Annotated in this window: 30 protein-coding genes; 23 read left to right on the plus strand and 7 right to left on the minus strand. The window is 29.8% G+C overall.

What is annotated here, in order from left to right; translation table 11 throughout:
* Window positions 1–305: 305 nt before the first annotated feature.
* From KGF48_RS04675 to KGF48_RS04780, 22 genes are all read left to right on the plus strand, one after another.
* Window positions 306–926, plus strand: a complete 621-nt coding sequence (locus tag KGF48_RS04675) for a class I SAM-dependent methyltransferase (protein WP_227867785.1) — start codon at window positions 306–308, stop codon at window positions 924–926.
* 493 nt (window positions 927–1,419) lie between these two features.
* On the plus strand, window positions 1,420–2,007 hold the full coding sequence (locus KGF48_RS04680) for a hypothetical protein (RefSeq protein ID WP_227867786.1): 588 nt from the start codon (window positions 1,420–1,422) through the stop codon (window positions 2,005–2,007).
* 179 nt (window positions 2,008–2,186) lie between these two features.
* Window positions 2,187–2,756: a PD-(D/E)XK nuclease family transposase gene (locus KGF48_RS04685; RefSeq protein WP_227867811.1), complete on the plus strand. Its 570-nt coding sequence runs from the start codon at window positions 2,187–2,189 to the stop codon at window positions 2,754–2,756.
* 306 nt (window positions 2,757–3,062) lie between these two features.
* Window positions 3,063–3,368 (plus strand): hypothetical protein, encoded by a 306-nt coding sequence (locus tag KGF48_RS04690; protein ID WP_227839195.1) that lies wholly within the window; start codon window positions 3,063–3,065, stop codon window positions 3,366–3,368.
* A 470-nt stretch (window positions 3,369–3,838) separates the two neighbouring features.
* On the plus strand, window positions 3,839–4,846 hold the full coding sequence (locus tag KGF48_RS04695) for a choline/ethanolamine kinase family protein (protein ID WP_227839196.1): 1,008 nt from the start codon (window positions 3,839–3,841) through the stop codon (window positions 4,844–4,846).
* An 85-nt stretch (window positions 4,847–4,931) separates the two neighbouring features.
* Window positions 4,932–6,140 (plus strand): ethanolamine utilization protein EutH, encoded by a 1,209-nt coding sequence (locus KGF48_RS04700; RefSeq protein ID WP_227867787.1) that lies wholly within the window; start codon window positions 4,932–4,934, stop codon window positions 6,138–6,140.
* A 53-nt stretch (window positions 6,141–6,193) separates the two neighbouring features.
* Window positions 6,194–7,153, plus strand: a complete 960-nt coding sequence (gene speB, locus KGF48_RS04705; RefSeq protein ID WP_227828733.1) for an agmatinase — start codon at window positions 6,194–6,196, stop codon at window positions 7,151–7,153.
* 158 nt (window positions 7,154–7,311) lie between these two features.
* Window positions 7,312–8,442 carry a 1-propanol dehydrogenase PduQ gene (locus KGF48_RS04710; RefSeq protein WP_227828732.1) on the plus strand — a complete coding sequence of 377 codons (1,131 nt, stop codon included), beginning with the start codon at window positions 7,312–7,314 and terminating at the stop codon, window positions 8,440–8,442.
* 28 nt (window positions 8,443–8,470) lie between these two features.
* Window positions 8,471–8,821, plus strand: coding sequence for an ethanolamine utilization microcompartment protein EutS (gene eutS / locus KGF48_RS04715; RefSeq protein WP_227828731.1), 351 nt, complete (start codon window positions 8,471–8,473; stop codon window positions 8,819–8,821).
* 1 nt (window position 8,822) lies between these two features.
* Complete coding sequence (locus tag KGF48_RS04720) at window positions 8,823–9,275, plus strand: EutP/PduV family microcompartment system protein (protein ID WP_227828730.1); 453 nt, start codon at window positions 8,823–8,825, stop codon at window positions 9,273–9,275.
* Between the two features lie 62 nt (window positions 9,276–9,337).
* Window positions 9,338–10,771, plus strand: coding sequence for an ethanolamine ammonia-lyase reactivating factor EutA (eutA, locus tag KGF48_RS04725; RefSeq protein ID WP_227839199.1), 1,434 nt, complete (start codon window positions 9,338–9,340; stop codon window positions 10,769–10,771).
* Window positions 10,772–10,787: 16 nt separating this feature from the next.
* Window positions 10,788–12,152: an ethanolamine ammonia-lyase subunit EutB gene (locus tag KGF48_RS04730; RefSeq protein WP_227839200.1), complete on the plus strand. Its 1,365-nt coding sequence runs from the start codon at window positions 10,788–10,790 to the stop codon at window positions 12,150–12,152.
* A 12-nt stretch (window positions 12,153–12,164) separates the two neighbouring features.
* On the plus strand, window positions 12,165–13,058 hold the full coding sequence (eutC, locus tag KGF48_RS04735) for an ethanolamine ammonia-lyase subunit EutC (protein ID WP_227828727.1): 894 nt from the start codon (window positions 12,165–12,167) through the stop codon (window positions 13,056–13,058).
* A 21-nt stretch (window positions 13,059–13,079) separates the two neighbouring features.
* A complete protein-coding gene (eutL, locus tag KGF48_RS04740) occupies window positions 13,080–13,733 on the plus strand; it encodes an ethanolamine utilization microcompartment protein EutL (RefSeq protein WP_227867788.1) in 654 nt (217 codons plus the stop codon).
* A 6-nt stretch (window positions 13,734–13,739) separates the two neighbouring features.
* Complete coding sequence (locus tag KGF48_RS20530; protein ID WP_285891665.1) at window positions 13,740–14,363, plus strand: BMC domain-containing protein; 624 nt, start codon at window positions 13,740–13,742, stop codon at window positions 14,361–14,363.
* 2 nt (window positions 14,364–14,365) lie between these two features.
* On the plus strand, window positions 14,366–15,835 hold the full coding sequence (locus KGF48_RS04750) for an acetaldehyde dehydrogenase (acetylating) (protein ID WP_227828725.1): 1,470 nt from the start codon (window positions 14,366–14,368) through the stop codon (window positions 15,833–15,835).
* A gap of 60 nt (window positions 15,836–15,895) precedes the next feature.
* Complete coding sequence (locus tag KGF48_RS04755) at window positions 15,896–16,183, plus strand: BMC domain-containing protein (protein ID WP_227828724.1); 288 nt, start codon at window positions 15,896–15,898, stop codon at window positions 16,181–16,183.
* A gap of 98 nt (window positions 16,184–16,281) precedes the next feature.
* Window positions 16,282–17,043, plus strand: a complete 762-nt coding sequence (locus KGF48_RS04760; protein ID WP_227867789.1) for a cobalamin adenosyltransferase — start codon at window positions 16,282–16,284, stop codon at window positions 17,041–17,043.
* 13 nt (window positions 17,044–17,056) lie between these two features.
* Entirely contained in the window at window positions 17,057–17,683 is a 627-nt protein-coding gene (gene eutD / locus KGF48_RS04765) for an ethanolamine utilization phosphate acetyltransferase EutD (RefSeq protein ID WP_227839204.1), read from the plus strand.
* A 24-nt stretch (window positions 17,684–17,707) separates the two neighbouring features.
* Complete coding sequence (locus tag KGF48_RS04770) at window positions 17,708–18,409, plus strand: TIGR02536 family ethanolamine utilization protein (protein WP_227839205.1); 702 nt, start codon at window positions 17,708–17,710, stop codon at window positions 18,407–18,409.
* Window positions 18,410–18,421: 12 nt separating this feature from the next.
* Window positions 18,422–18,694, plus strand: coding sequence for a EutN/CcmL family microcompartment protein (locus tag KGF48_RS04775; protein WP_227824686.1), 273 nt, complete (start codon window positions 18,422–18,424; stop codon window positions 18,692–18,694).
* A gap of 50 nt (window positions 18,695–18,744) precedes the next feature.
* A complete protein-coding gene (locus KGF48_RS04780; protein ID WP_227867790.1) occupies window positions 18,745–19,218 on the plus strand; it encodes a cupin domain-containing protein in 474 nt (157 codons plus the stop codon).
* A 72-nt stretch (window positions 19,219–19,290) separates the two neighbouring features.
* Here KGF48_RS04780 and KGF48_RS04785 read toward each other — a convergent pair whose 3' ends face one another.
* The gene (locus KGF48_RS04785; RefSeq protein WP_227828719.1) at window positions 19,291–20,121 is read right to left on the minus strand and encodes a MerR family transcriptional regulator; all 831 of its coding nucleotides are present in this window, start codon (window positions 20,119–20,121) and stop codon (window positions 19,291–19,293) included.
* Window positions 20,122–20,424: 303 nt separating this feature from the next.
* Here KGF48_RS04785 and KGF48_RS20235 point away from each other — a divergent pair, with 303 nt between their 5' ends.
* Window positions 20,425–20,556, plus strand: a complete 132-nt coding sequence (locus KGF48_RS20235) for a hypothetical protein (protein WP_255287817.1) — start codon at window positions 20,425–20,427, stop codon at window positions 20,554–20,556.
* A gap of 114 nt (window positions 20,557–20,670) precedes the next feature.
* Here the strand turns inward: KGF48_RS20235 and KGF48_RS04790 are convergent, their stop codons facing one another.
* The 6 genes from KGF48_RS04790 to KGF48_RS04815 all read right to left on the minus strand — a co-directional run bounded on the left by KGF48_RS04790 (window position 20,671) and on the right by KGF48_RS04815 (window position 24,678).
* On the minus strand, window positions 20,671–20,955 hold the full coding sequence (locus KGF48_RS04790) for a DUF3795 domain-containing protein (RefSeq protein WP_227839207.1): 285 nt from the start codon (window positions 20,953–20,955) through the stop codon (window positions 20,671–20,673).
* Between the two features lie 15 nt (window positions 20,956–20,970).
* The gene (locus KGF48_RS04795) at window positions 20,971–21,228 is read right to left on the minus strand and encodes a TfoX/Sxy family protein (RefSeq protein ID WP_227828717.1); all 258 of its coding nucleotides are present in this window, start codon (window positions 21,226–21,228) and stop codon (window positions 20,971–20,973) included.
* A gap of 55 nt (window positions 21,229–21,283) precedes the next feature.
* Window positions 21,284–21,799, minus strand: a complete 516-nt coding sequence (locus KGF48_RS04800; protein ID WP_255642482.1) for a GNAT family N-acetyltransferase — start codon at window positions 21,797–21,799, stop codon at window positions 21,284–21,286.
* A gap of 454 nt (window positions 21,800–22,253) precedes the next feature.
* Window positions 22,254–22,991, minus strand: coding sequence for an ABC transporter permease (locus tag KGF48_RS04805; protein WP_227839208.1), 738 nt, complete (start codon window positions 22,989–22,991; stop codon window positions 22,254–22,256).
* An 11-nt stretch (window positions 22,992–23,002) separates the two neighbouring features.
* On the minus strand, window positions 23,003–23,764 hold the full coding sequence (locus KGF48_RS04810; protein WP_227839209.1) for an ABC transporter permease: 762 nt from the start codon (window positions 23,762–23,764) through the stop codon (window positions 23,003–23,005).
* The gene (locus tag KGF48_RS04815) at window positions 23,764–24,678 is read right to left on the minus strand and encodes an ATP-binding cassette domain-containing protein (RefSeq protein WP_227867791.1); all 915 of its coding nucleotides are present in this window, start codon (window positions 24,676–24,678) and stop codon (window positions 23,764–23,766) included. Before KGF48_RS04815 ends, KGF48_RS04810 begins: the two co-directional genes overlap by 1 nt.
* Between the last annotated feature and the right edge of the window lie 118 nt (window positions 24,679–24,796).

A 24,796-nucleotide genomic window follows, 5' to 3' on the forward strand; every position in this document is an offset into this window, starting at 1 on the left:
TTAAGAATAATACGCATAGTATAAATTAATTGTAATACACATAATATAACTTAGGAATAATATGCATAATGGAACTTAAACATAATACGCATAATATAATTTAAGAATCGTATGTACAGTATAACTTAAACGTAATACACATAATATAACTTAATCATAGTATGCATAGTATAAATGAATGTTAATATAACTATAGATAACTTAATATAGTTATATTAACATTGCAAATGAATGAATATCATTCATTGACATAAAGAACTACCCATGATATACTGTGAACAATATAAGAAAGGAGGAGTCTAGATATGACAGATGTAAAAGAAAAATCAAGAAAAACCTTTAATAATCAAGCTAATACCTATGACCAAGATATAAAGGGGCAACATGCAAGAAAGCTTTATCCAGTCTTACTTAAAACACTTTCAGATATTTCATATGATACTGTTTTAGATTTAGGGTGTGGAACAGGAGCAGTATTACAAGCTATTTTAAATGAAGATTGTAGGAAAAAGGCTTATGGAATTGATATTTCTGAGAATATGTTAGATATAGCAAAAAATAAACTAAAAGAGAATGCTACCTTAGTTTTAGGAGATTCAGAGTATTTGCCATTTGAAAATGAATTTTTTGATGTTGTATATTGTAATGATTCTTTTCATCATTATCCTAAACCCGATAAGGTATTGTCAGAGGTTTGTAGGGTATTAAAGCCAAAAGGAACCCTGATAATTTGTGACTGTTGGCAACCATTTTTATTTAGACATATAATGAATGTTTTCATAAAGTACAGCAAAGATGGAGATGTAAAAATGTACTCAGAGAAAGAAATATGTAAATTGTTATCTGTAGATTTTAGAAATATTACATGGAATAAAGTGAATCATACTTCATATATTGTAACTGCTAAAAAATATAAACTAATATAAAAGACAAATAAAAATAAAGAAAAAGGCAGAAAAAGAGAAAAATACAAAGCAAAAAAATAAAACTAAAAACATAAAGAGAAAGCGAAATATAAACATAAAAAATATTACATATAATACTCTATCCTGTTGTAAATTTTTAACTCAAAACTTCTTTAAATCTCAAGGATTTTTTTAAATTAGCTATTGAATGAAATTCATTCATAAAGGGACGTATATAGATACAAAACTAGATTTTATTACAGGGAAAACTGTGAAGATAGTATTTTCTTGACTTTATTCAGATGTTTAAAAATCTGCTTCAAAGAAATAACAAAGTTGTTTTGTCCAATTTGATTTGAGACTATTAGCTTGCAAACCAATCAGATTTGATAGAAAATAAAGTTATAATTACGTTATGGACGATATTTTTTATTGGCTAAGTGATTGAAATAATAACTAAAAAGGTAATAGTAGCTTATCTAAGGAGGAAAATATTATGGTAGATTCTAATCAAATGACTTTTCAGGAAGTAGCTAATACTCTTAAAGAATTGGGTATTCATGGCATTACAGATGAAGCAATTAAACATCTTGAAGATACTTGGAACATCATGCCATCAGAGGTATTAGATTCAATGAATAAAACAGCCATGCTTTTAACCATTCTTGGCAGGGGTTCTTATGATTACAATACTGGGATATGGACACCTAAATCTTCTCAAGTATACAGTTTTGATGTAGAAAGACATGATATGTATACCATATTCCTGCAAGGAATTTTATCTATTAGTAATAATGAATTTGAAATCACACAAATTGTAGAAGATACAAGCCAAGTAGATTTCAATCAAGGAACTGGCATGCAGACAATAAGTTTTTACTACAATGGTAATCCGTATATGTGTGAAGTAGAAGTTAATCATGACTGGTTTAATGAAAAAATGCTATATTTTATGAATGAAGTTTTTGAAAAAGAAAAAAATATCAAACAGTTATTTTTCATGGGAGATGGTTATCACGAGTGTATTGTTTTTTACTGTACAGAAGAATGGGCTCAGCTTTTTAATAAGAAAACGGGTTGTACATTGTATAATAAAGAATAATATCAATAGTATTTGTCTTACATATTTTTTAAGTATTTATTTATGTTTATTAAGGTCTATCGTTTGTTAGGGTCTATCATAATATTATAAATATTTCAATCTGTACTTAACAAAATATATGTAATCAAAAAACATTAAAACAAAAGTTAAGTATAGTAGAATTTATTTGTGCCAGTTAACTGAAAAAATATAAAAAATTTATTGGAATACATATACTAAATCATGTAAAATATAGGCAAATAGATGATTATGTAAATTGTATGAGATTAACTATGGATGGTCATCCAGAGATTTATTCAAAGAAAACAGTGCTGTATTTTGTAGAGCTTCCTAAGATTAATAGATATGATAACATAGTAGATAGAGTTATATTATGGGGAAAACTTATCAATAATCCTTCTAACTTGGATGTCAGAGTTATAGCTAAGAATGATACTATTGTTAAAAAGGCATTAGATAGGTTAAAGGAATTAGGTAGTAATGAAGAATATTTATTAAATCTGAAAAGAGGTGCTTACATTATGGATAGAAGTAGAAGTTTTAGAGAAGAAGTTTTAAGAGAGGGAATAGAAATAGGGGAAGAGAAAGGAATAGAAATAGGTAAAGAAATAGGAAAAAATGAAACAACTTTACAAATAAACCGTAACTTTGTCATAAAGTTAAAAAACAAAGGACATAGTCTAAAGGAAATTTATGAGCTAGTTGATTTGAGCAAGAGTGAGATTGAAGAAATTCATAATCAAAATTAATAATTAAAAAAATATTGGTTATTTAGCTGTTATTTTCTTGATAATATATAAATGTATATAAGAGGTTGTGAATAGATTTTTATAAAATAAATTTATTTACAAGCCTTCTAATATATAAAACTATACAGGTTAGATTAATATTTATATAAAAATTGGGATGATTTTAATATGAAAAATAAATTTAAATAGAATGAAAAATTATTTTTTAATAATGCTTCCAAAAACACCCAATTGAATATATAATGTAACTATAAAAGCAAGATATTTTTATAGTAGTGGTTAATTCTCTAATGAGGAGGGTGTAAAATGGCTAGTATGATTATGGAAGTTGTAGGAGCATTATTTATAGTAATTGGATTAATTTTGACAGTTATTGAGATAAAAGGAAATTTCCCTTCTTTTTATGGTTTTGGTCAGAATGCTATAGGTAAAAATGCTATAGGAATTATAGCAGCAGGAGTAGCATTAATTTTCTTTAGAAATGGTATAGACAGTATAGATTCTATAGCTACTTATGGTATATTTTTAGCGATAGAACTTGTTGTAATCTCTGCATATTTCTTAATAAGAAAAAAGTTTTGTAGAGAAGATAAAAATTTAAGAGTTAATTAATAAAGTTGTCTACTATAAAATTAGAAAATTCAAAAAATAAAAGATTGCTTTTAATTATTTAAAATTCAAGAAACTATATTCTATACAAAATAGAATGTGGTTTCTTTTTTTAGTCATGTGGCACTATTAAGCACTTTTCGATAGATTCCCAATAACTATCGTAAAGTTTTTTTCAATTCCATAATTTTCCTTTATTTATTTAGATGCTCATAGACCTTCTGCTATTCTAATTCCAAAATCATTATTTTTTACAAAACTTTCAAAATCTATTTTGAGATAACCCCTTTTTTATTTGCACAAATAGAGATAAAACCCAAAGAATATATAAAAAAATTCATTATAACAAAAAATTAAACAAAAATAGTGTTGACCTTTGTGTTGCACAAAGATATAGAATTCTAATCAAAGGGAAATGGTTTTTAATAGAAAAAGTTTTAATCAAAAACAAATCATACAAAGGAGAAATTATTATGAAAAATGAAAGTATAAGAGAAAATATGTCAGTATTTGGAGAGGTAATACAACCGTATGAAATTCAAGATTTCCTTAGGTTAATTAATTTAACAAAAACAGCATTTAGCCAAGAACTTAGCAAAATAGAAATAATGCCAGGCGGGCTTACAAATAAAAACTTTAAGCTTGAGATTGAAGATGGCACTCAAATAGCAATGCGTGTGGCAGGAGTAGGGACAGCAGGATATATAAATCGTCCAGCAGAAAAGCACAATGCTTCTTTAATGTCATGTCTTGGAATAGCTCCAGAAATATATTACTATGACCCAAAAACAGGTTCACAACTTTGTGAATTTATAAAATCAGATACAATGCATGCAGAGGATTTTATAAATAATTCAGATGTAGTTATGAAATCAGCAGAAATTATGAGAAAATACCACGATAGTGGAATGGAGTTTAAAAGTGTATTTAATCCAATAGCTAAGATGAAAGAGTACTTACAAATACTTAAAGAAAATGGATTTGATAAGAGATATGATGGATGGGATAGTATAACAGAAAAAGTAGATATAATAGAAATTGCTTATCAAAATAACCCACAAAAATTAGTTCCTTGTCACAATGATACACTAGCAGAAAACTTTATGTATGATGGAAAAGTTATGCGTGTAATAGACTGGGAATACGGTGGAACAAATGATAGATTTTACGATATGGCATGTGTGTGCGTAGAAAATCCTCTTCCAAAAGATAAAGAAGAGCTTTATGTAAGAACATACTTTGGTGGAGAACCAACAGAAGAGCAAAGAGCAAGATTACTTACAAGTAAGTTTTTAGTTAATGCACATTGGTCTTTATGGTCATTAGTTCAAATAACATATGGTAAAGACCATGACTTCTATTGGGAATATGGAAGAACTCGTGCAGCTGATTGTATAGAATTTATGAAGGATGAAAACTTTGACCATTACTTAGATATAATAAATGACCCTAACTTTACAGAATCTGTAGAGGCACTATAAGAAGTATTTATTAGCATAAGAAATATAATAAAAATTAAGTAATAAAGAGCTGATTAATGTTTTTAGTACATAGGGGGTATACTGTATGGAATTATTAGGAGACTCAGTACTGTATATCATCATGGCTTGTTGTGTAGCTGGAGGATTAGCAAAGATTTTCAAAGAAGAATCAGAGCTAGCTAAATCTTTTGATGAAGGCTTACATACTATGGCAACGATGTTTATACCAATAGTAGGTCTTATGGTATCTGTTCCGTATCTAAAAGTCGGGGTAGAGAAAATATTTGGAAAGTTGTTTAGTATGTTTGGCGCAGACCCAGTGGTAGCAGCAGCTATGATTATGCCACCAGATTGCGGTTCATATGCTTTAGCTATAGAGATTGGGAAAACGAGTGAAATATTAGTGATAGTATTAGCGGTTGGATTTATGTGTGCATCTACAGTGGCATTTAATATTCCAATAGGACTTTCAATTTTAGATAAAAAAGATTACAAGTACTTAGCTTTAGGAGCTATGTCTGGATTTTTATCAGTACCTTTTGGAGTATTCACGTCATATATGGTTGCATTACTTACAAATCCTACGATACGTACGACACTTTCTACAGTAGGAAGTTCTAACTATACATTAAATTTAAGTATGCTAATGATTTTCCAAAATCTAATTCCTATTGTTGTGGTGTGTGTGTTGCTTGCATTAGGGTTAAAGTTGTTCCCTAATGGAATGATAAAAGGATTCATGTATTTTGGAAAAGGTCTTACAAGCATATTAATAATAGTCGTAGTATCATCTATTGTTGAACACTATACAGGTATTTTCACTAAAGTATTTGGGAGTTGGGGATTTGACCCAATGTTTGCAGATGAGAAAGAAATGTTTAGGTCTATTGAGCTTCTAGGGAGTATTGCAATGATGCTTTGTGGAGCATTTCCAATGGTTTATCTTATACGTAAGTATTTTAAAAAGCCACTGGAAAAACTTGGTTCAATAGCTGGACTAGATAGCGCAGGTAGTGCTGGATTAGTTGCATGTATGGCAAATGGTATCGCAATTTTTGGACTAGTTAAAGATATGAAACCGACAAGTAAAGTAATATCTATGTCGTTTTTAGTTTGTGCAGGATATTCTTTAGGAGATTTTATAGCTTTCAATGTCAATTTCCAACCAAACTTGGTTATTGCAATACTTGTTGGTCAAATCGTAGGTGGAATAATAGGTATAATATTTGCAAAGTTAATTGCAGTTCCATACGTTCTTAAGATGGAAAAAGAAGATGGTGTATCTAAAGCTTAGAATAAATGTGATAAAAAATTAACAAAAAATAATAAAAATTGGGGAGAGTAGTTATGATTAAATATAAAACAATAAATTCTTTAAAATCACCTAGATTTGCAGGAATTAAAACATTCATGAGATTACAAAATGTAGTTACAACAGACGATGTAGATTTTGCTGTTCTTGGTATACCATTTGATTCATGTGCTACATTTAGAGTTGGTGCTAGATTTGGTCCATCATCAATAAGAGAAATGTCAGTTCTAGGTTGTAAACCATATAATCCAGTTCTTGATGTTGGTATATTTGACTATTGTTCTGGGGTAGACTATGGTGATTTAGGCTCTGTGCCAGGATATGTAGAAGATACATTTGATGTAATTACAGAGGGGATGTTACCTATCTTTGAAAATGGTGTAATTCCAATAGCTATGGGAGGAGACCATAGTGTAACATTACCAGAATTAAGAGCTTGTCATAAGGTTCATGGACCAGTTGCTTTAATACACTTTGACTCTCATTATGATACAATAGCAGAATATTTTGGAAAGCCTTATAGTCATGGAACACCTTTCTACCATGCTGCTAAAGAAAACCTTGTTGATACATCTAAATCAATTCAAGTTGGAATAAGAGAAGGTTATTATGGTGAAGAAGATAAGTACCATTCAACTGATTTAGGATATGAAGTTTTAAAGGCTGTTGAATGTCATAAGATGACTACAGAAGAAATAATAGAAAGAATTAAACAACGTGTTGGTGATTCAAAAGCATTCCTTACATTTGATATAGATTTTGTTGACCCAGCATATGCACCAGGGACAGGAACTCCTGTTATAGGTGGATTCTCATCTGCCCAAACATTAGAAATAATAAGAGGATTAAAGGATTTAAATATAGTAGGCTATGACCTTGTTGAAGTTGCGCCACAATATGATGCTGGAAATGTTACTTCACTTACAGCTGCGGGTATAATGTATGAATTTATATCTCATATAGCTTATAAGAAAAAGCATAACATAAAGTATTAATATACAAGATTCTTGACTTTACTAAAATCCAATATTTACTAAAATAATGTCATAACGAAATATTGAAAGCTTAATAAAAGCTCCATAGGTTGTTCTGTGGGGCTTTTGCTTAACAATTGTTTAATTTTAAATAAGTTTTTATAAAAGAGGAGATTAGATTGAATAATTTTGAAATAAAAACCAAAGTAAAATTTGGAGTAGGTTCTTTAGAATACTTACAAGAGATAAAAGGTAAAAAAGTATTGGTTATAACAGACCCTTTTATGGTTAAATCAAAAACTATAGATAAAATCTTGGTAAATTTAAAACACAGTACATATGAAGTATTTAGTGATATAGTACCAGACCCACCTATAGATACAGTAGTACAAGGCATCGAAGTATTAAAAAATATAAAGCCAGATACAGTAATAGCTTTAGGTGGAGGTTCTGCAATAGATGCAGCTAAAGCTATAAAGGACTTTTCAAAGCAAATTTTAAGAACTAATGAAATCGAATTTATTGCTATACCAACAACAAGTGGAACTGGCTCAGAAGTAACATCATTTTCTGTAATAACAGATAAGCAAAAAGGTGCAAAGTATCCTCTTGTGTCAGATGAATTAATTCCAGATATAGCGATACTAGACCCAGAGTTGGTTAAAACAGTACCAGATTTTATAACAGCAGATACTGGAATGGATGTTTTGACACATGCATTAGAAGCATATGTATCAGTAAATGCTAATGATTTTTCTGATGCACTTGCTGAAAAGGCAATAAAACTAGTATTTGAATATTTATTGAAAGCATATAAGGATGGAAATGATTTAGAGGCTAGAGAAAAAATGCATAATGCATCTTGTCTAGCAGGAATGGCATTTAATCAAGCATCATTAGGAATAAATCACTCCATAGCACATGTTCTAGGTGGAAAGTTTCATATACCACATGGAAGAGCAAATGCAATATTATTGCCACATGTAATAGAATACAATGCTAATATCACAGGATATTCAAATACAGACTACTCATTATCAGCAAAAAAATATGCACAAATATCAAAGTTAATAGGTCTTAGTACTTCAAATACAAGAAGTGGTGTGAAGAGTTTAGTTAATGAAATAAAAAAGCTACAAAAAGAATTAAACATGCCAATTAAATTGAGAGAATGCAATGTAAGTTTGGAAGAATTAAGTAATTTACAGAGTGAAATAGCAGTTTTGGCTATTCAAGATGGATGCACTAATGCAAATCCTAAAGTTCCCATAGAAGAAGACATAATAGAAATACTAAATAAAATCAAGTAAAAATGTAATAAAAATTAGGGGGACAAAATTGAGCGAAGAAACTAAACAAAGAATTATACAAGAATATGTTCCAGGAAAGCAAGTAACACTTGCTCATATAATAGCTAATCCAAATGAGGATATATACAAAAAGTTAGGATTAATACTAGATAGAAAAGATGCAATCGGTATTCTTACAATAACGCCGAGTGAAGCTTCAATAATAGCAGCAGATGTGGCAACAAAATCATCAGATATATCGCTTGGATTTATAGATAGATTTAGTGGGTCTTTAGTAATATCTGGAGATGTAAGTTCTGTAGAATCTGCATTAAATGAAGTATTAGAAGTGTTAGGTGAGATGTTGAATTTTTCATCAACTAAGATAACGAGGACATAAAATGAAAAATATAATTTTTATGGGAAAAACAAGTAGTGGAAAGACTACTCTTTGCCAAAAACTAGATGAACTAGAGATTCGATATAAGAAAACACAGTCAATAGAAATTTATAAAAATGCAATAGATACCCCAGGTGAATATATGGAAAATAGAGCATTGTATAACGCTTTAATAACTACAGCTGTAGATGCTAAAGTAGTGGCTATAGTTTATGATGCAACTCAAGAAGAAAATTATATGGCACCAGGCTTTGCAAGTATATTTTGTAAAGAAACTATAGGCATTATGACTAAGATAAATAAATTAGATAAAAATCAAATAGATTTAGGAATAGAAAGATTAACTTTAGCAGGAGTCAATAAAATATTTAAAGTAGACACAATAGATGATGTAGGTATAGATGAGTTATTTGAATATTTAAATGAGATAAGGTCATTGGAAGAAAAATATTGATAGTCTATAGAACAATCTAACTTCTTTGTTTAAGAAATGCTTTTAAATTATGAGGTGAGAAAATGAGAGAAGAGTTATTAAGTGTTGGGATAGATATTGGGACAAGTACTACTCAACTAATATTTTCTAAATTGATAGTTGAAAACACTGCATCTAGTTTTTCAGTACCTAGGATAAGTATAATAGACAAAGAAATTGTATATAAAAGTGAAATATACTTTACACCTCTTATCTCCAACAATGAGATAAATGGAAATGAAATAAAAAACATAGTTGATAGTGAATATAAAAAAGCAAATATATCTAAAGAAGACATACATACAGGTGCAGTTATTATAACTGGTGAAACAGCTAGAAAAGAAAATGCAAATTATGTACTTCATAATTTAAGTGGATTTGCAGGAGACTTTGTGGTGGCAACAGCAGGACCAGATTTAGAAAGTATCATATCTGGTAAAGGAGCAGGGGCTCATATTTATTCTAAAAATCATTCAACTAGTGTTGTAAATCTAGATATAGGTGGCGGAACTAGTAATTTAGCTTTATTTAAAAGAGGTGAAGTCTTAGATACTGGTTGTCTAGATATAGGTGGGAGACTTATAAAAATAGACAAGCATAGCAAAAAAATAACTTATATATCACCTAAGATAGAAAAAATCATAAAAGATTATAATCTAGGACTTCAAATAGGAACTATAGCAACTATAGAAAATACAAAGCCAATAATAGATATAATGGTTGATTTAATACTACAAAGTATAGGAATAAAAAAGAAAACAAGTCTATTTGAGTTTATAGTAACCAATAAATCTATAAATTTAAGTGAAAAGATAGAGAACATATCTTTTTCTGGTGGGGTCGCTGATTACATCTACTATGATAAAAACATAGATGAATATTTTAAATATGGAGACTTAGGTATTTTATTAGGGCAAGCAATAAAAAATTGTGAGGAACTAAAAAAAATAAATGTAATAACTCCATTAGAGACTATTAGAGCTACAGTAGTAGGTGCTGGTTCTCATACGACTGAAGTAAGTGGAAGTACTATAACTTATACAAGTGAGGATTTTCCACTTAAAAATCTACCTGTTTTAAAACTATCAAGAGAAGAAGAAACTAGCGATGAAAAGGCATTAAGTGAAAGTATAAAAAATAAGTTAAATTGGTTTAAGTTAGAAAATGACTTACAAAAAATTGTTATAGCTATAGAAGGAAGCAAAAATCCAAGTTTTTTAGAAATACAAGAGTATGCACGTGGATTAGTAAGTGGTATGAAAGAAATTATAGAAAATGACTTGCCATTTGTAGTAATTATAGAAAATGACATGGCAAAAGTACTAGGACAATCTATTTGTGCAGTTTTAGATTACAAAAAAGATATTATTTGCATAGATAGTATTAAGGTTGAAAATGGAGACTACATAGATATTGGAAAGCCAATAGCTGAAGGTAAAGTGTTACCTGTAGTAATAAAGACATTAGTTTTTAATTAAAAAAGGGGGTAAGGAGATGATTTTAAAGACAAAATTATTTGGGCGTACTTATCAGTTCAAAGGGCTATATGACGTAATGGCAAAAGCAAATGAAGAAAAGTCTGGTGATAAGCTAGCTGGTCTTGCAGCTCAAAGTGCCGAAGAGAGAGTTGCAGCAAAAGTAGTTTTATCTCATATAAAATTAGAGGATATAAGAAACAATCCCGCAGTTCCTTATAATGAAGATGAGGTCACAAGAATAATTCAAGATGGTGTAAATGAAAAAGTTTATAGTGAAATAAAGGACTGGACTGTTTCAGAACTTAGAGAGTGGCTATTAGATAGTGAAACAAGTAGTTTAGATATAAAAAGAATATCAAGAGGATTAACTTCAGAAATGACAGCAGCAGTTGCAAAGCTAATGTCAAATATGGACTTAGTTTATGCAGCCAAAAAAATTAAAGTTACAGCTCATTGTAATACAACAATAGGCGAAGAAGGTACTCTATCAGCTAGACTTCAACCAAATCATCCAACAGATGACCCAGATGGGATACTTGCATCACTTCTAGAAGGATTAACTTTTGGAATAGGTGATGCCGTACTTGGATTAAACCCAGTTGATGATTCAGTTGAAAGTGTAACTAAAGTACTAAAGAGATTTGAGGAAGTAAAACAAAAATATAAAATACCTACTCAAACTTGTGTGTTAGCTCATGTTACGACACAAATGGAAGCTATAAGAAATGGAGCTCCAACAGATTTAATATTCCAATCGATAGCTGGTTCTGAGAAAGGAAACGAAGCTTTTGGATTCAATTCAGCAACGATTGAAGAAGCAAGAAATTTAGCTTTAAAGCATGGGACAGCCACAGGACCTAATGTAATGTATTTTGAAACAGGGCAAGGTTCGGAGCTTTCTTCAGAAGCACATCATGGAATAGACCAAGTTACTATGGAAGCTAGATGTTATGGATTTGCTAAAAAGTTTGAGCCATTTTTAGTAAACACAGTAGTTGGATTTATAGGACCAGAATATCTATATGATGCAAAGGAAGTAATGAGGGCAGGACTAGAAGACCACTTTATGGGTAAATTACATGGATTGCCAATGGGTGTTGATGTTTGCTATACAAACCATATGAAAGCAGACCAAAACGATATGGAAAATTTAGCGATATTATTAACTACAGCTGGATGTACATATTTTATGGGAATACCTCATGGAGATGATGTAATGCTTAACTACCAAACTACAGGATACCACGAGACAGCATCACTTAGAGAAATGTTTGGACTTACAGGAATAAAAGAGTTTGATGCTTGGATGGAACAAATGGGCTTCTCTAAAGATGGTAAATTAACAGAAAAAGCTGGAGATGCATCAATATTATTAGGGTAGGAGGTCTTAAGTATGAATGAAAAAGATTTAAAAGCATTAGTAGAGCAGTTAGTAAATCAAATGGCTGGTCAAATCGATTCTAGTGTCATAAATGAAGTTGTTGAAAATACAGTAGACAAAGTAAATAAAAGTACAGTAGATGATGATGCTTGCATAGAAGATATAACGGAAATAGATTTAAAAAAGCAATTATTAGTAAAAAATCCTAAGGATGCAGAAGCCTATTTAGATATGAAATCTAAAACTCCTGCAAGAATAGGTATAGGTAGATGTGGAGCTAGATATAAAACAGAAACAGTTTTAAGATTTAGAGCAGACCATGCTGCTGCACAAGATGCCGTTTTCTCTTACGTAGATGAAGATTTTGTGGAAAATAGCAACTTAATAAAAATAGAAACTTTATGTAAGGATAAAGATGAATTTTTAACTAGACCAGACCTTGGAAGAAAATTTTCAAGTGAAACTATAGATTTTATAAAAACGCAAATAGGTACAAATCAAAAGGTATTAATAATGGCAGGTGATGGACTAAGTTCAGCTGCTATAGAAGCTAACTCAAATGATTGTATTATGGCTATAAAGCAAGGTTTAAAGATGTATGGAATTGAAGTGGGAGATATTGTATTTGTTAAACATTGTAGAGTTGGGGCTATGGACCATTTAGGTGAAGAGTTAGGTTGTGAAGTGGTATGTGTGTTAATTGGAGAAAGACCAGGTCTTGTTACAGCAGAATCTATGTCAGCGTATCTTACATACAAGCCTAAAGTTGGTATAGCAGAAGCTAAGAGAACAGTGGTATCAAACATCCATAAAGGTGGAACTACTGCTGTTGAAGCAGGTGCACATATAGCTGAACTTATAAAAACAATTTTAGATAAGAAAGCTTCTGGAATTGATTTAAAATAATAACTTAAAGGAGTACAAGTTATGAAAAATGATATAATTCGTCCTAAAATATTGGGAATTAAAATGATTTCAAACATAAGTCCAGAAATGGCACAAAAGCTAGAATTAAATTCAGACCATAAAAGTTTAGGGTTTATAACTGCTGATTGTGATGATGTGACATATACTGCCCTTGATGAAGCAACAAAAGCTTCAGAAGTTGATGTTGTATATGCAAAGTCAATGTATGCAGGAGCTACAAATGCTTCAACAAAACTTGCTGGGGAAGTATTAGGTATAATAGCAGGACCAAGCCCAGCTGAAGTAAGAAGTGGATTAAATGCAGTAGTTGATTTTCTAGAATATGGATCAACTTTTATAAGTGCAAATGATGATGATTCAATAGTATATTATGCTCACTGTGTATCTAGAACAGGAACATATCTTTCTAAAGTGGCAGGAATCAAAGAAGGAGAAGCCATAGCTTATTTAGTAGCACCACCTTTAGAAGCTATGTATGCACTAGATGCAGCATTAAAAGCAGCAGATGTAAGTCTATGTGAATTATTTGCACCTCCAACTGAAACAAACTTTGGTGGAGCATTGCTTACAGGGTCTCAATCAGCTTGTAAAGCAGCTTGTGATGCTTTTGCTGAAGCTGTTAAATCTGTAGCTGATGACCCAACAAGGTTTTAAAGATAAATGAATGCTGTAGGTTTAATAGAAGTAATAGGATATGTTGCTGCAATAGAGGCATGTGATGCATGTGTAAAGTCTGCTAGTGTAAATATACTTAGCATTGACAAAGTAGGAGCGGGAATAGTTACATTAACAATAGTTGGAGATGTAGGAGCAGTTAAATCAGCTATAGAAGCTGGAGAAGTTGCCGCAAATAAAGTTGGAGTATTAAGAGCAACTCATGTAATACCAAGGATACATAAAGAAGTAGCTGATAATTTATTGAAAAAAGAAGAAAGAGCTACTCAAAAATATAATAAAGTTAGCGAAATACCAATCAAAGAAAATATGAAGATAGAAGAAAATAAAGATACAAATACAAATACAAATACAAATACAAATATAGAAACTTTAAGAGAAGATATAAAAGTTGAAGAAAACGAAAATACAAATATAGAAACATTAGAAGAAGTAAAACCAGTAAGAGATGGGGTTACTAATAATAGAAACTTACTAAACATGAATGTAAAAGAACTAAAAAATTTAGCTAGAGAATACAATTCTTCTTTGACTAATAAGGAATTAAACTCTTTGAAAAAAGAAGACCTAGTAGATTTAGTTGATAAATTGATTAGAGAGGATAAATAGATATGGAAATTTTAGATAAAGATTTATTATCTATACAAGAAGTTAGAAATCTTGTAAAAAAGGCTAAAGAAGCTCAAGTTAAACTTTCTAGAATGAGCCAAGAACAAATAGATAAAATAGTTAAGTCAATAGCAGATGCAGCATATGAAAATGCCGCTAAATTAGCTAAAATGGCCAACGAAGAAACTGGATTTGGAAAATATGAAGATAAAATAGTTAAAAATACATTTGCATCTAAAATGTTATATGAAGCCATAAAAGATATGAAGACTATTGGGATAATAGGTGAAAATAAAGAAGAAAAAACAGTTGATATAGCTACACCAGTAGGAGTAGTAGCAGGGCTTATACCATCAACAAATCCAACATCAACAGTAATCTACAAAGCTATGATTTCTATAAAATCAGGAAATTCAATAATTTTCTCACCACATCCAAATGCAAAAAAATGTATACTTGAGACTATAAAAATAATAAGTGAGGCAGCTATAAAAGCAGGGTGTCCAGAGGATATTATATTAGGTATAACTAATCCTAGCCTTAAAGGTACTAATGAATTAATGAAGCATAAAGATACTAAACTTATTTTAGCAACTGGTGGAGAAGCTATGGTTAGAGCTGCTTATTCATCAGGAACACCTGCCATAGGTGTAGGACCAGGAAATGGACCAGCATTTATAGATAAGAGTGCAGATATTAAGTTAGCAGTTAAAAGAATATTAGATTCTAAAACTTTTGATAACGGTGTAATATGTGCATCTGAACAATCTATAATAGTAGAAAAATCTATGGAAGAGATAGTTGTTAATGAACTGAAAAATCAAGGAGCTTATTTCTTAAATGAAGAGGAAAGTGAAAAGCTGTCTAAATTTATATTAAGAGCAAATGGAACAATGAATCCTCAAATAGTTGGAAAGAGTGTAGAAACACTTGCTAAATTAGCTAATTTAAGTAATGTGCCAAGTTATGCTAAAGTGCTTATAGCAAGAGAATCTAGAGTAGGAAATGATGTAGCTTACTCTAGAGAAAAACTGACTCCAATACTTGCATTTTATGTAGAGGAAAATATTGAATCTATTATGCAAAAATCTAGAGAGATACTTTTAAACGAAGGTGCTGGTCACACATTCTCAATGCATGCTAATGATGAGGAACTTGTAAAGAAATTTGCACTTAATATGCCAGTATCAAGAATAATAGTAAATGCACCATCTGCACTTGGAGGAATAGGTGGAGCAACAAACTTATCACCTGCCTTAACACTAGGGTGTGGAGCTATAGGTGGAAGTTCAACTTCAAATAATGTAGGACCATTAGATTTATTAAATATAAAGAAAATAGCTTATGGAGTTAAAGAAATAGAAGAACTTAGAGGCACAAATTCTAAAGTAGAAAAATCAATATTTGACTCTATGGATAGAGAAGAGCTAATAAATGTATTAGTAAAAAAGATAGCTTTAGAGCTATGTTAGATTTTAAAAAACTAAAATAATTTTAAAAAATATTAATATAAAATTTTGGAGGTAAGAATTATGGCAAACGCAAACGCATTAGGGATGATAGAAACTAAAGGATTAGTAGGAGCAATAGAAGCAGCAGACGCAATGGTTAAGGCTGCCAATGTTCAATTAGTTGGAAAAGAGCAAGTAGGTGGAGGTTTAGTTACAGTAATGGTGAGAGGTGATGTTGGAGCTGTTAAAGCTGCTACAGATGCAGGTGCTTCTGCTGCTGAGAGAGTTGGAGATTTAATATCTGTTCATGTTATACCAAGACCACACTTTGAAGTAGATGCTATATTACCAAAAGTAAATGTTGACTAATAGGTTATATAGTAAATAAAATTTAAATTTGATAAAAAGGGGATGTCAATATATTTTGAGGAGTCCCCTTTTATACATCTAATAGGAGATGTGATAAAATGAGTGTTTTAACAGAAAATCAAATAAGAAAAGAAATGCGCGAAAACAAAGGGAATATAACTGAATATTACATTGAAAAAGGTCAGATTATAACTCCTTTAGCAAAGTCTTATTTAGCTGAAAAAAAAATTGAAATAAAATATATTGATAATATTTCAAATACAAACAATGAGAATAAGGAAGTTATAAAAGAAACTGTAAAAGAAGAATCTTATAAATACAAAACTGCATTTGGAGCTAAGTTAAATGAAAAGCCAGAACATATGACTCATTTAAATGGAGATATATTAGTATTTAAAGACCATAAGAGGATAATTTTAAGAGGAAAAATAGACTCATTAGAATCAAAAATACTAGAGGTTCAAGTTTTGTGTAACAAAAAAGGTCTGGGAAAATTAGTAAATGAGTTACAAGAAATATTAGAGTTTGTAAGGAAGATAATGAGATGTGAAGTGTTAGAAGAAAAATTAGATAGCTTTAAGCTTTTAAGTCTATCTGAAAAAGAGTTGAGAGAACAATCTCATAATCCTAAAAAATATTTTGGTATAGGTCATGAATTTCCAACTTATAAAATGGGTGAAGAAGTAGTACTTATAAATAGTATAAGAACTAGTACTAGGGAAGCTGAACTCTGTGCATATGAAGCGTTTAAAGGTGAATATGGAGAAGTTGAGAGAGAAGATTTAATAAAAGCTCTTAATAGATTGTCATCAGTGTTCTGGATTATGATTTATAAAATAAGAACTGGACAATACCAGTAGTTGGGGGATATTTATGGAAAACCTATTAAATGAAATAGTACAAGAAGTAGTAAGTAGAGTTAAAAAAGAAGTATTTATAGAAGTTGAAGCATCAGGAAGACATGTACATTTAAGTGAAGAAGATGTAGAAAAACTATTTGGCAAAGGATATACATTAACAAAATTAAAAGATTTATCTCAACCAGGTCAATATGCTTGTAAAGAAAGAGTTACAATAATTGGACCAAAAAGTACATTAAAAAATGTTGTAGTTCTTGGACCTTGTAGAAAGGAAACACAAGTAGAAATATCTTTAACAGATGGTTCTATATTAGGATTGAAGCCACCAATAAAGCAAAGTGGAGATTTAGAAAATACCTTAGGTATTAAAATAGCTACAGAAAAAAGGGAAATTGAACTTCAAAAAGGTCTTATGGTAGCAAAAAGACATATACATATGTCGATAGAAGATGCCAAAAAATTTAATGTGGTAGACAATGAGATAGTTGAAGTTAAAGTATTTGGAAAAAGACCTTTAATATTTGATGATGTAGTTGTTAGAGTTAGTGATAAGTTTAAAACTTATATTCACATAGATTACGATGAGGCAAATGCATGTGCATATTCAAAAGGAAGTATTGCAAAGATAATAAAGAGATAGCTATACACCTAGAAAGGAAAGCTTATGGATTATAACAATCTTATAGAGATTATAGTAGAAGAACTTTACAAAAAAATAAATACTACGAATATTAGATGTATAGAAAATGAAAATAGAAAAAAATTAGTTATATTATATGAAAATGATAAAAGTAAATTTGATTTATTAAGTGATAAGTTTAATATAGAAATATTTGATAATGATACAAAAGATTCTGATGTAGTAATAGTATCAAAACTTTGTCTGAGAGGTATTTGCAATTTAGCATTAGGAAATAGTTTTTCAAATGAAGAAAGATTTCTATTAAAAATGCTTATGAAAGGTAAGAAAGTATATGTGTTAGATGGAGGAATAGAATACAAACTCTATAAAGACACTGCACCTAAAACACTATACAATAAATACAGAGCGTATGAAGATGATATTTGTAAATATGGAGTAAAGATTATAAAGGATTTAAATGAGATAACATTAAGTGAAGTAGCGTTTAATGAAATAGCATTTAGTGAGGAAAAGTTTAAAAAAGAAATATTGAATGAAGAAAAAGTAAAAATAGATGATAAGTTTAGCATAGATTTGACGCATAAAAGGCTTATATCGGAGTCTGATTTGAGAAAGCCTATGATAAATGGAACTAAGGATATTATCGTAAGTCAAAATAGTATAATAACTCCATTAGCTATGGATTTTATAAGAATACATAATATAACAGTAAAAAGAATATAGTGGAGGAGACTTATGGAGATAGGAAAAATAGTTGGTAATGTATGGGCAACAAGAAAAGATGAAAAGTTAAATGGACAAAAATTCTTAGTTGTGAAACTATTAAATGCTAAAGATACATATAAAGAAGGCTTTTTAGTAGCTGCAGATAATGCAGGGGCAGGGAATGGAGATTTAGTCCTTATAACGAGAGGCTCTGCTGCCAGAACTTCAATAGAAAGACAGAGTGTTCCAATAGATGCAACTATAGTTGGAATAGTCGATTCTCTTGAATTTGCGGATGAGTAAAAGTATTGATGCTATAGAGTTTAATATAAGAGTTAAGGAGGTAATAAGAGATGGATATAAGTACGTTAGATAAAGATATATTGGAAGTATTAGTTAGACAAATAATAGAAGAAAATTTAAATGGTTCTAAAAATAATGTAGATTTTGATAGACACAAAGATATAAGTGGAATAACTTCTATAAAATTACCAAGAGTAAAGGTAGATGAAAGTAATAGATTAGATACTGGCAATCCAAATGATATAGTTTATACAAAAGATTTATTTACCTTAGAAGAAAGTACAAGATTAGGTTGTGGAATTATGGAAATGAAAGAAACAACTTTCGATTGGACATTAAATTATGATGAAGTAGACTATATAATAGAAGGAACTTTAGACATATTAATAGATGGCAGAAAGATAACAGCATCTGAAGGGGAGCTAATACTTATACCAAAAGGAAGTAGTATAAAGTTTTCAGTACCTAATTATGCTAGGTTTATATATGTAACATACCCAGCAGATTGGGAATCACAAAAGTAAGTAAAAAGACTATGGAGAAAAGTAAGTAAAAAGGCTATGGTAAGTTAACAATCATAGCCTTTATGTAATAGACTATATTTTTTTTACTGGAACTTGAATTTCCATAAGCGTTTCATTTAAGTAACTAGTAAGAGTCACATCTATTTTAAATATCTGATAAATATCGCCATTAAGGCATAGGTTGTGTTCACTCATATACTCTTTTATAAAATCAAAAGACGGATGGTATCTTTCAAGTTCATCACCATCATAATACATAGAAAGATATAATCCACCTGGAACAAGCTTTTTTAAAGAGGACTGTACATCGTTGTCTTCTACGAATATAAATGGAGATAGAGGAATATAATCTTGCGATTCGTCTAAAATCGAATCATTACCATAAGCACCCACTCTATCGCTCGCAACAATTGGAGCAATCTCATTTAAATGAGATTCTAATTCAGTTACAGCAAGAGCTAATTCATGAGGTCCACCAGTTGGTTCATCAAAGGTAATCATATATCTATCTGGAAGTGTAAGCTCTGTAATTGTATTTACTGGAGATAGAGAATTTAGTTGTTTTAAAAATTCAACTTTTTTATTTAATACCTTTTCAAGTTCTATTTTTTCTCTGATTTCTGAGTGAAGTGTTTCTTGGTATTTTTCAAAAATTTCAATAGATTTTTGGAAATTTCTGTCATTAAAATAACTTGTAATATCATTGATACACATTCCTAATTGTCTTAGTTCTTTTACAGTTCCTAACTCTTCGTATTGAAGAATAGAGTAATATCTATATTTAGTATTAGGGTCTACATAGTTAGGTTTTATAAGATTTATTCTGTCGTAATATCTTAGTGTTTCACTTGTAAGATTTCTAAGTTTTGCTAATTGGGTAATTGACAAAAGTTTATTATGCACAATATTTACCTCCTATTTTAAGCTAAAAATTTTAAAAGGAAAGATAGTTTTTTAATAGACGTCATATAAGGTGTTTAAATAAACTTTTTAGGAAAATGTAAACTAATTTAATTTGATAATACTAAATTATATTAATTTTCTTAACATAATAATAATACCAAAAAACAGGCAAAAAGTGAAGTATAAAGAATTGATTTTCTATGACCATTTTTATGGGAAAGTAAATATTGATTAAACGATAAAGTGTCTGGTATTACTTAGATTAAAAGCAATTAATTTATTTTATTAAAAGGCATACAATTATTGGAAAGACTAAAAGATAATTATGAAAGAGCTAGAAATAACTATGAAAGACTAAAAGATAACTATAGAGAATTAAAGAATAATTATAAAAGGCTAAAGAGTGATTATGAAAGAGTTAAATATAAGATATAAAGGAGCTAAATATCAGTTTTGAGTAATAATTAAAACTATTTACTTAGCTCTTTTATAATACATCACTCATCATATGTATCTTAAAATAATATGTATTTCAATCCATGAATTAGATTAATTAAGAGAATCATTTAAAGCTTTTTCTTCATTTAGCCACTTTCTACATTGTTCAATCTTTATTGTAGGGTCAAAACCTTGGTCTTTTCCCATATTTGAAAGCATATCACAAGGGAAAGTATCACATTCTCCACAATGGTTAAATTCTTTGCTTTCACAGCAAGTCTTAACCTTACATTCACCACCCCAAAATGGGCCTTTCATTTGAGTACATCCTTTACAATTTACTTTCTCTTTTCTTGTACAACTGTTACAGAGTACACCACATCTTGATTCAAACATATAAACACTCCTTTTCTAACACTTAAATATATTATAAAATTCTTTTAATTCTTCCTTTTCATCTGAAGATAATTGACTTTTTCTGATGCCTTGAATTGCAGCTTCTAATGAATATAGACGATTAATACATGCAGAAGCATCAATAGATTTTATTTTTAACCATGCCTGTTTGCTACCTATTTCCTTTAATTGTTCATAGTTTGTGATTCCAACTTGGTTTAATTGACCCTCAACTACAGGACCTATATTTGGTAATTTAGAAAGTTCACCCATCATACCACTCCTTATCTCTTGAATATTCAACAAAATTACTAATCATAATTTATAACTACTGTTCAAAAAACTCCTTTGCATATTCTACAACACCAGATACTTCTTTCAGCCCATTGTCTAGTAGTTCTATAGCCATAAAATTTTCATCTGGTACTTCAAATGGAGCTTTTATATTAAACTTACTTGCCACTTGATAGCCAAACTTAGGATAATATTTGTCATGACCTAAAACTACACAACCTTTATATCCTTTTGACTTTGCAATTTTATGTCCTTCTTCAATTAACTTTGAACCTATTTTTTTACCTTGAACATTAGGAGAAACTGCTACTGGTGCTAGTGCAAGTAGTACATCATTTTTAACCTTTATTTCTGTAAATAGAATATGACCAACTATATTTCCATCATCTTCAGCTACAAGTGAAAGTTCTGGAACAAAGCTAGTACTATTTCTTAATCGATTAACAAGGTTTTGTTCATCATGGTCAGAAGATTCTTCATTTGCAAATGCAGACTTAACAACTTCATATACTTTATCTTTATCACTGGCTTTTTCTTGTCTAATTATCATTTTAATTTATCCTCCTGTGGATTAAGGCTAATTCTAGAAAATAAAATAGCAATGTACTATAGTCTTATCACTAGTTTTATTATCTTTTATTATAACCTTGCTTCTTTACAATTCGTATAAAATATAAATAATCTTTTCTTCTTATCCTTCTTTTCATTTACAATTATTTAGCAATTTAGTAATTTGTTTTCAGTCATATTACTAGATTGAATTTCATCTATACATATTATATTTCATATTAAGAAATAAAGGAAGAGTAGATACTAAAAATAGGTAAATCTTCTACTAAAAATAAGTGAATTTTCAGAAGTAAGTATTGACTTCTCATGTTTGTTCCATAATTTCTTTTTTTAAAGATTATAAATAATATATTTGAATTACTTATCATATATACTTTATTTATTATAATACAAAAGGGTGACGCCATCTTGTCATATATACTTTTATTATAATATTAAGATATAACATCATTTTTTCTAAAGTTTCTCTTAGCGATTTCAGAAAATATTATAGTAGTAGCAAATGCAACACATATTGTAATTATAGTATCGTTAACATTTAAAGCAGATTGCTTTATAATACCCATAGCACTTCCTAGCATAGAGTATGGGAAAAATATCCCAATAGAAGGTTGTGCTACTAGTAAGCCCATTCCAAATAGAGAAAGGCAAAGACTGATACCAATAGGAGTAGCAAAACTTCTAATCTTTATAGATAGGTATAGTTGTATAGAAGCTATTGAAATGGAAATAATCCAACCCTTAACAATCCAGCCAGCAAGTTCATTAGGTACACTTTGGGAAAATCCAATCATATTTCCAGCCACTATGTAAAAAATAACAAAAACAATTTGAGTGATAGCTGTAAGTATTGAAATAACTATAAGCTTAGATAAAAAAATATTTTTTAAATTGATTGGAAGTGTCATTACATTATTCCAATTATGATTCATATGTTCAAGTCTACAAACATAGGCACAAAAGATTGCTATTAATATAGGAAAGAAAAACTCACCATAAAATAGACTAACTTGAGTCCACAAGCTATACCATTCTTTCTTAAGGACACCTTGATTTAGATAAAAGTTTCCAGAACCAATTAGCACACTTATAAGTGGTAAAGCCAATAATATATACCATATAAAAGAATTTTTTAACTTTAGGATTTCTCCAAGAACCGATTTTCTTAACATTTAAATCCCTCCTATATTTCCTTATTTAATAAATGATTTTTTCCAATATAATAAATTAACATTCCAACAAAGAAGATTAAAACAGTCATTGAAAAATTCATATTTACTTTGTAAACTGATGAACCAAGGGCAGTGTCATAGGCATAATTTAGAGGCGTTAATTCTATGTAATAAGACCATATAAATAATCTACGAATACCTTGAAAAAATAATCCTGATGTTAAACCTATAAAGCTACCTAACATACCAAGCGTAACAGCAAGCATTTGATTTTGGAATACAGTTGCAACCCATTGGTGCAGTGCTATTATAGCTATACTAACAAGTATTGTGCCTAAGGTATATTTGATAATTAAGGACATAGAAAATGGTTCGATAAAGCCCTTAAAAGACGCAAAACCTAAAATAGCTAATATTTGTAAGAGTATAGATACTGATATCAAAATAGTGGAGCATAAAAATTTAGAAAAATAAATACTGTTTAAGGGTGTAGCAGAAGATTTTAAAAGTTTCCATGTATCTCCTTTATGTTCTATATCGCTTATTCGTGAAGTAATTATTGATATTAAAATAGGAAAAAATAATCCGTTTAAACTTGTAAAACTCATAATCATGTATGAATATTCAAATCCACTTAGCATGTCTGGATTTTTTGTAAGAGCTCTGTTTGAATTCATGATACACCACATTATCTCAACAGCTACAAATAAAAATGTCATCAAAATAATTTTCTTTCTTTTGATTTTGTAAAATTCTAAACTAAGATATTTCATTATAAAGTCACCGCCTTGCCAGTAAGTTCAAGGAATATATCCTCTAAGCTCTTTTTATGTTCTTCTATTCTAAACACATCCATATTTGAATGTACAAGTATGTTATTTACTTTAGCTACATCTGTATCTTTTAAATTCTCAATAGTTAAATATCCATCTTGTATAAGTGACATATATCCTTGTGTATTTAAAAGTTTTTGGGCAGATATTGGATTTTGTGTTTTAATAGCAATATGACTTTGACCTTTATCATGAAGTTCTTTTATACTATCTTGAAAAACAAGTTCGCCATGATTTATTATTCCTATTGATGTGGCGATTTGGTCAATTTCACCTAGAAGATGACTGGAAATAAGAACTGTCATACCGTATTTTTCTGGAAGAGATTTTATTAGTTCTCTAATCTCTTCAATTCCAGCTGGGTCAAGTCCATTTGTAGGTTCATCAAGTATCAATAATTTAGGAAACTTCATTATTGCTATGGCAATACCAAGACGTTGTTTCATACCTAGTGAATATTGACTGACCTTTTTATTCTTTTGATTTTCTAGTCTTACTATTTTTAAGGCTTCTTGTATATTTTTTTTAGGTAAATCTAATAGTCTTTGCATAATAGTCATATTTTCAAGCCCTGTCAAGTGTCCATAATATGATGGAGATTCTATCAATGAGCCAATATCATTTAAAATTGATATTCTATTTTTATCGTTTAATTCTTTGCCTAAAATACTAATATTTCCTTGTGTAGGTTTTGCAAGTCCAAGTAGCATTTTAAGAGTAGTGGATTTACCAGCACCATTAGGACCTAAAAAGCCATATACAGCTCCTTTTGGGACTCTAAGGTCTAAGTCTTTTACTCTAAATATTTTATTGTATTCTTTTGAAAGTCTGTTTGTCTTAATTATCATTTCCATATGTTTTATCCTCTTTTCTATAATTTAGTATGAATTTTTATGACTTACATATAGCAGTGTTTGTAGCTTATATTAATACAATAAAGCACTTACATTTCAGCTAGCTGAAGTTTACCTT

Source organism: Clostridioides sp. ZZV15-6388, from assembly GCF_020657755.1.
Classification (GTDB): domain Bacteria; phylum Bacillota; class Clostridia; order Peptostreptococcales; family Peptostreptococcaceae; genus Clostridioides.

Coding starts and splice junctions, on each gene's coding strand:
- KGF48_RS04675 (WP_227867785.1), top strand. CDS start 306: ATGACAGATGTAAAAGAAAAATCAAGAAAAACCTTTAATAATCAAGCT.
- KGF48_RS04680 (WP_227867786.1), top strand. CDS start 1,420: ATGACTTTTCAGGAAGTAGCTAATACTCTTAAAGAATTGGGTATTCAT.
- KGF48_RS04690 (WP_227839195.1), top strand. CDS start 3,063: ATGGCTAGTATGATTATGGAAGTTGTAGGAGCATTATTTATAGTAATT.
- KGF48_RS04695 (WP_227839196.1), top strand. CDS start 3,839: ATGAAAAATGAAAGTATAAGAGAAAATATGTCAGTATTTGGAGAGGTA.
- KGF48_RS04700 (WP_227867787.1), top strand. CDS start 4,932: ATGGAATTATTAGGAGACTCAGTACTGTATATCATCATGGCTTGTTGT.
- speB (WP_227828733.1), top strand. CDS start 6,194: ATGATTAAATATAAAACAATAAATTCTTTAAAATCACCTAGATTTGCA.
- KGF48_RS04720 (WP_227828730.1), top strand. CDS start 8,823: ATGAAAAATATAATTTTTATGGGAAAAACAAGTAGTGGAAAGACTACT.
- eutA (WP_227839199.1), top strand. CDS start 9,338: ATGAGAGAAGAGTTATTAAGTGTTGGGATAGATATTGGGACAAGTACT.
- KGF48_RS04730 (WP_227839200.1), top strand. CDS start 10,788: ATGATTTTAAAGACAAAATTATTTGGGCGTACTTATCAGTTCAAAGGG.
- eutC (WP_227828727.1), top strand. CDS start 12,165: ATGAATGAAAAAGATTTAAAAGCATTAGTAGAGCAGTTAGTAAATCAA.
- eutL (WP_227867788.1), top strand. CDS start 13,080: ATGAAAAATGATATAATTCGTCCTAAAATATTGGGAATTAAAATGATT.
- KGF48_RS20530 (WP_285891665.1), top strand. CDS start 13,740: ATGAATGCTGTAGGTTTAATAGAAGTAATAGGATATGTTGCTGCAATA.
- KGF48_RS04750 (WP_227828725.1), top strand. CDS start 14,366: ATGGAAATTTTAGATAAAGATTTATTATCTATACAAGAAGTTAGAAAT.
- KGF48_RS04755 (WP_227828724.1), top strand. CDS start 15,896: ATGGCAAACGCAAACGCATTAGGGATGATAGAAACTAAAGGATTAGTA.
- KGF48_RS04760 (WP_227867789.1), top strand. CDS start 16,282: ATGAGTGTTTTAACAGAAAATCAAATAAGAAAAGAAATGCGCGAAAAC.
- eutD (WP_227839204.1), top strand. CDS start 17,057: ATGGAAAACCTATTAAATGAAATAGTACAAGAAGTAGTAAGTAGAGTT.
- KGF48_RS04770 (WP_227839205.1), top strand. CDS start 17,708: ATGGATTATAACAATCTTATAGAGATTATAGTAGAAGAACTTTACAAA.
- KGF48_RS04775 (WP_227824686.1), top strand. CDS start 18,422: ATGGAGATAGGAAAAATAGTTGGTAATGTATGGGCAACAAGAAAAGAT.
- KGF48_RS04780 (WP_227867790.1), top strand. CDS start 18,745: ATGGATATAAGTACGTTAGATAAAGATATATTGGAAGTATTAGTTAGA.
- KGF48_RS04790 (WP_227839207.1), bottom strand. CDS start 20,955: ATGTTTGAATCAAGATGTGGTGTACTCTGTAACAGTTGTACAAGAAAA.
- KGF48_RS04795 (WP_227828717.1), bottom strand. CDS start 21,228: ATGGGTGAACTTTCTAAATTACCAAATATAGGTCCTGTAGTTGAGGGT.
- KGF48_RS04800 (WP_255642482.1), bottom strand. CDS start 21,799: ATGATAATTAGACAAGAAAAAGCCAGTGATAAAGATAAAGTATATGAA.
- KGF48_RS04805 (WP_227839208.1), bottom strand. CDS start 22,991: ATGTTAAGAAAATCGGTTCTTGGAGAAATCCTAAAGTTAAAAAATTCT.
- KGF48_RS04810 (WP_227839209.1), bottom strand. CDS start 23,764: ATGAAATATCTTAGTTTAGAATTTTACAAAATCAAAAGAAAGAAAATT.
- KGF48_RS04815 (WP_227867791.1), bottom strand. CDS start 24,678: ATGGAAATGATAATTAAGACAAACAGACTTTCAAAAGAATACAATAAA.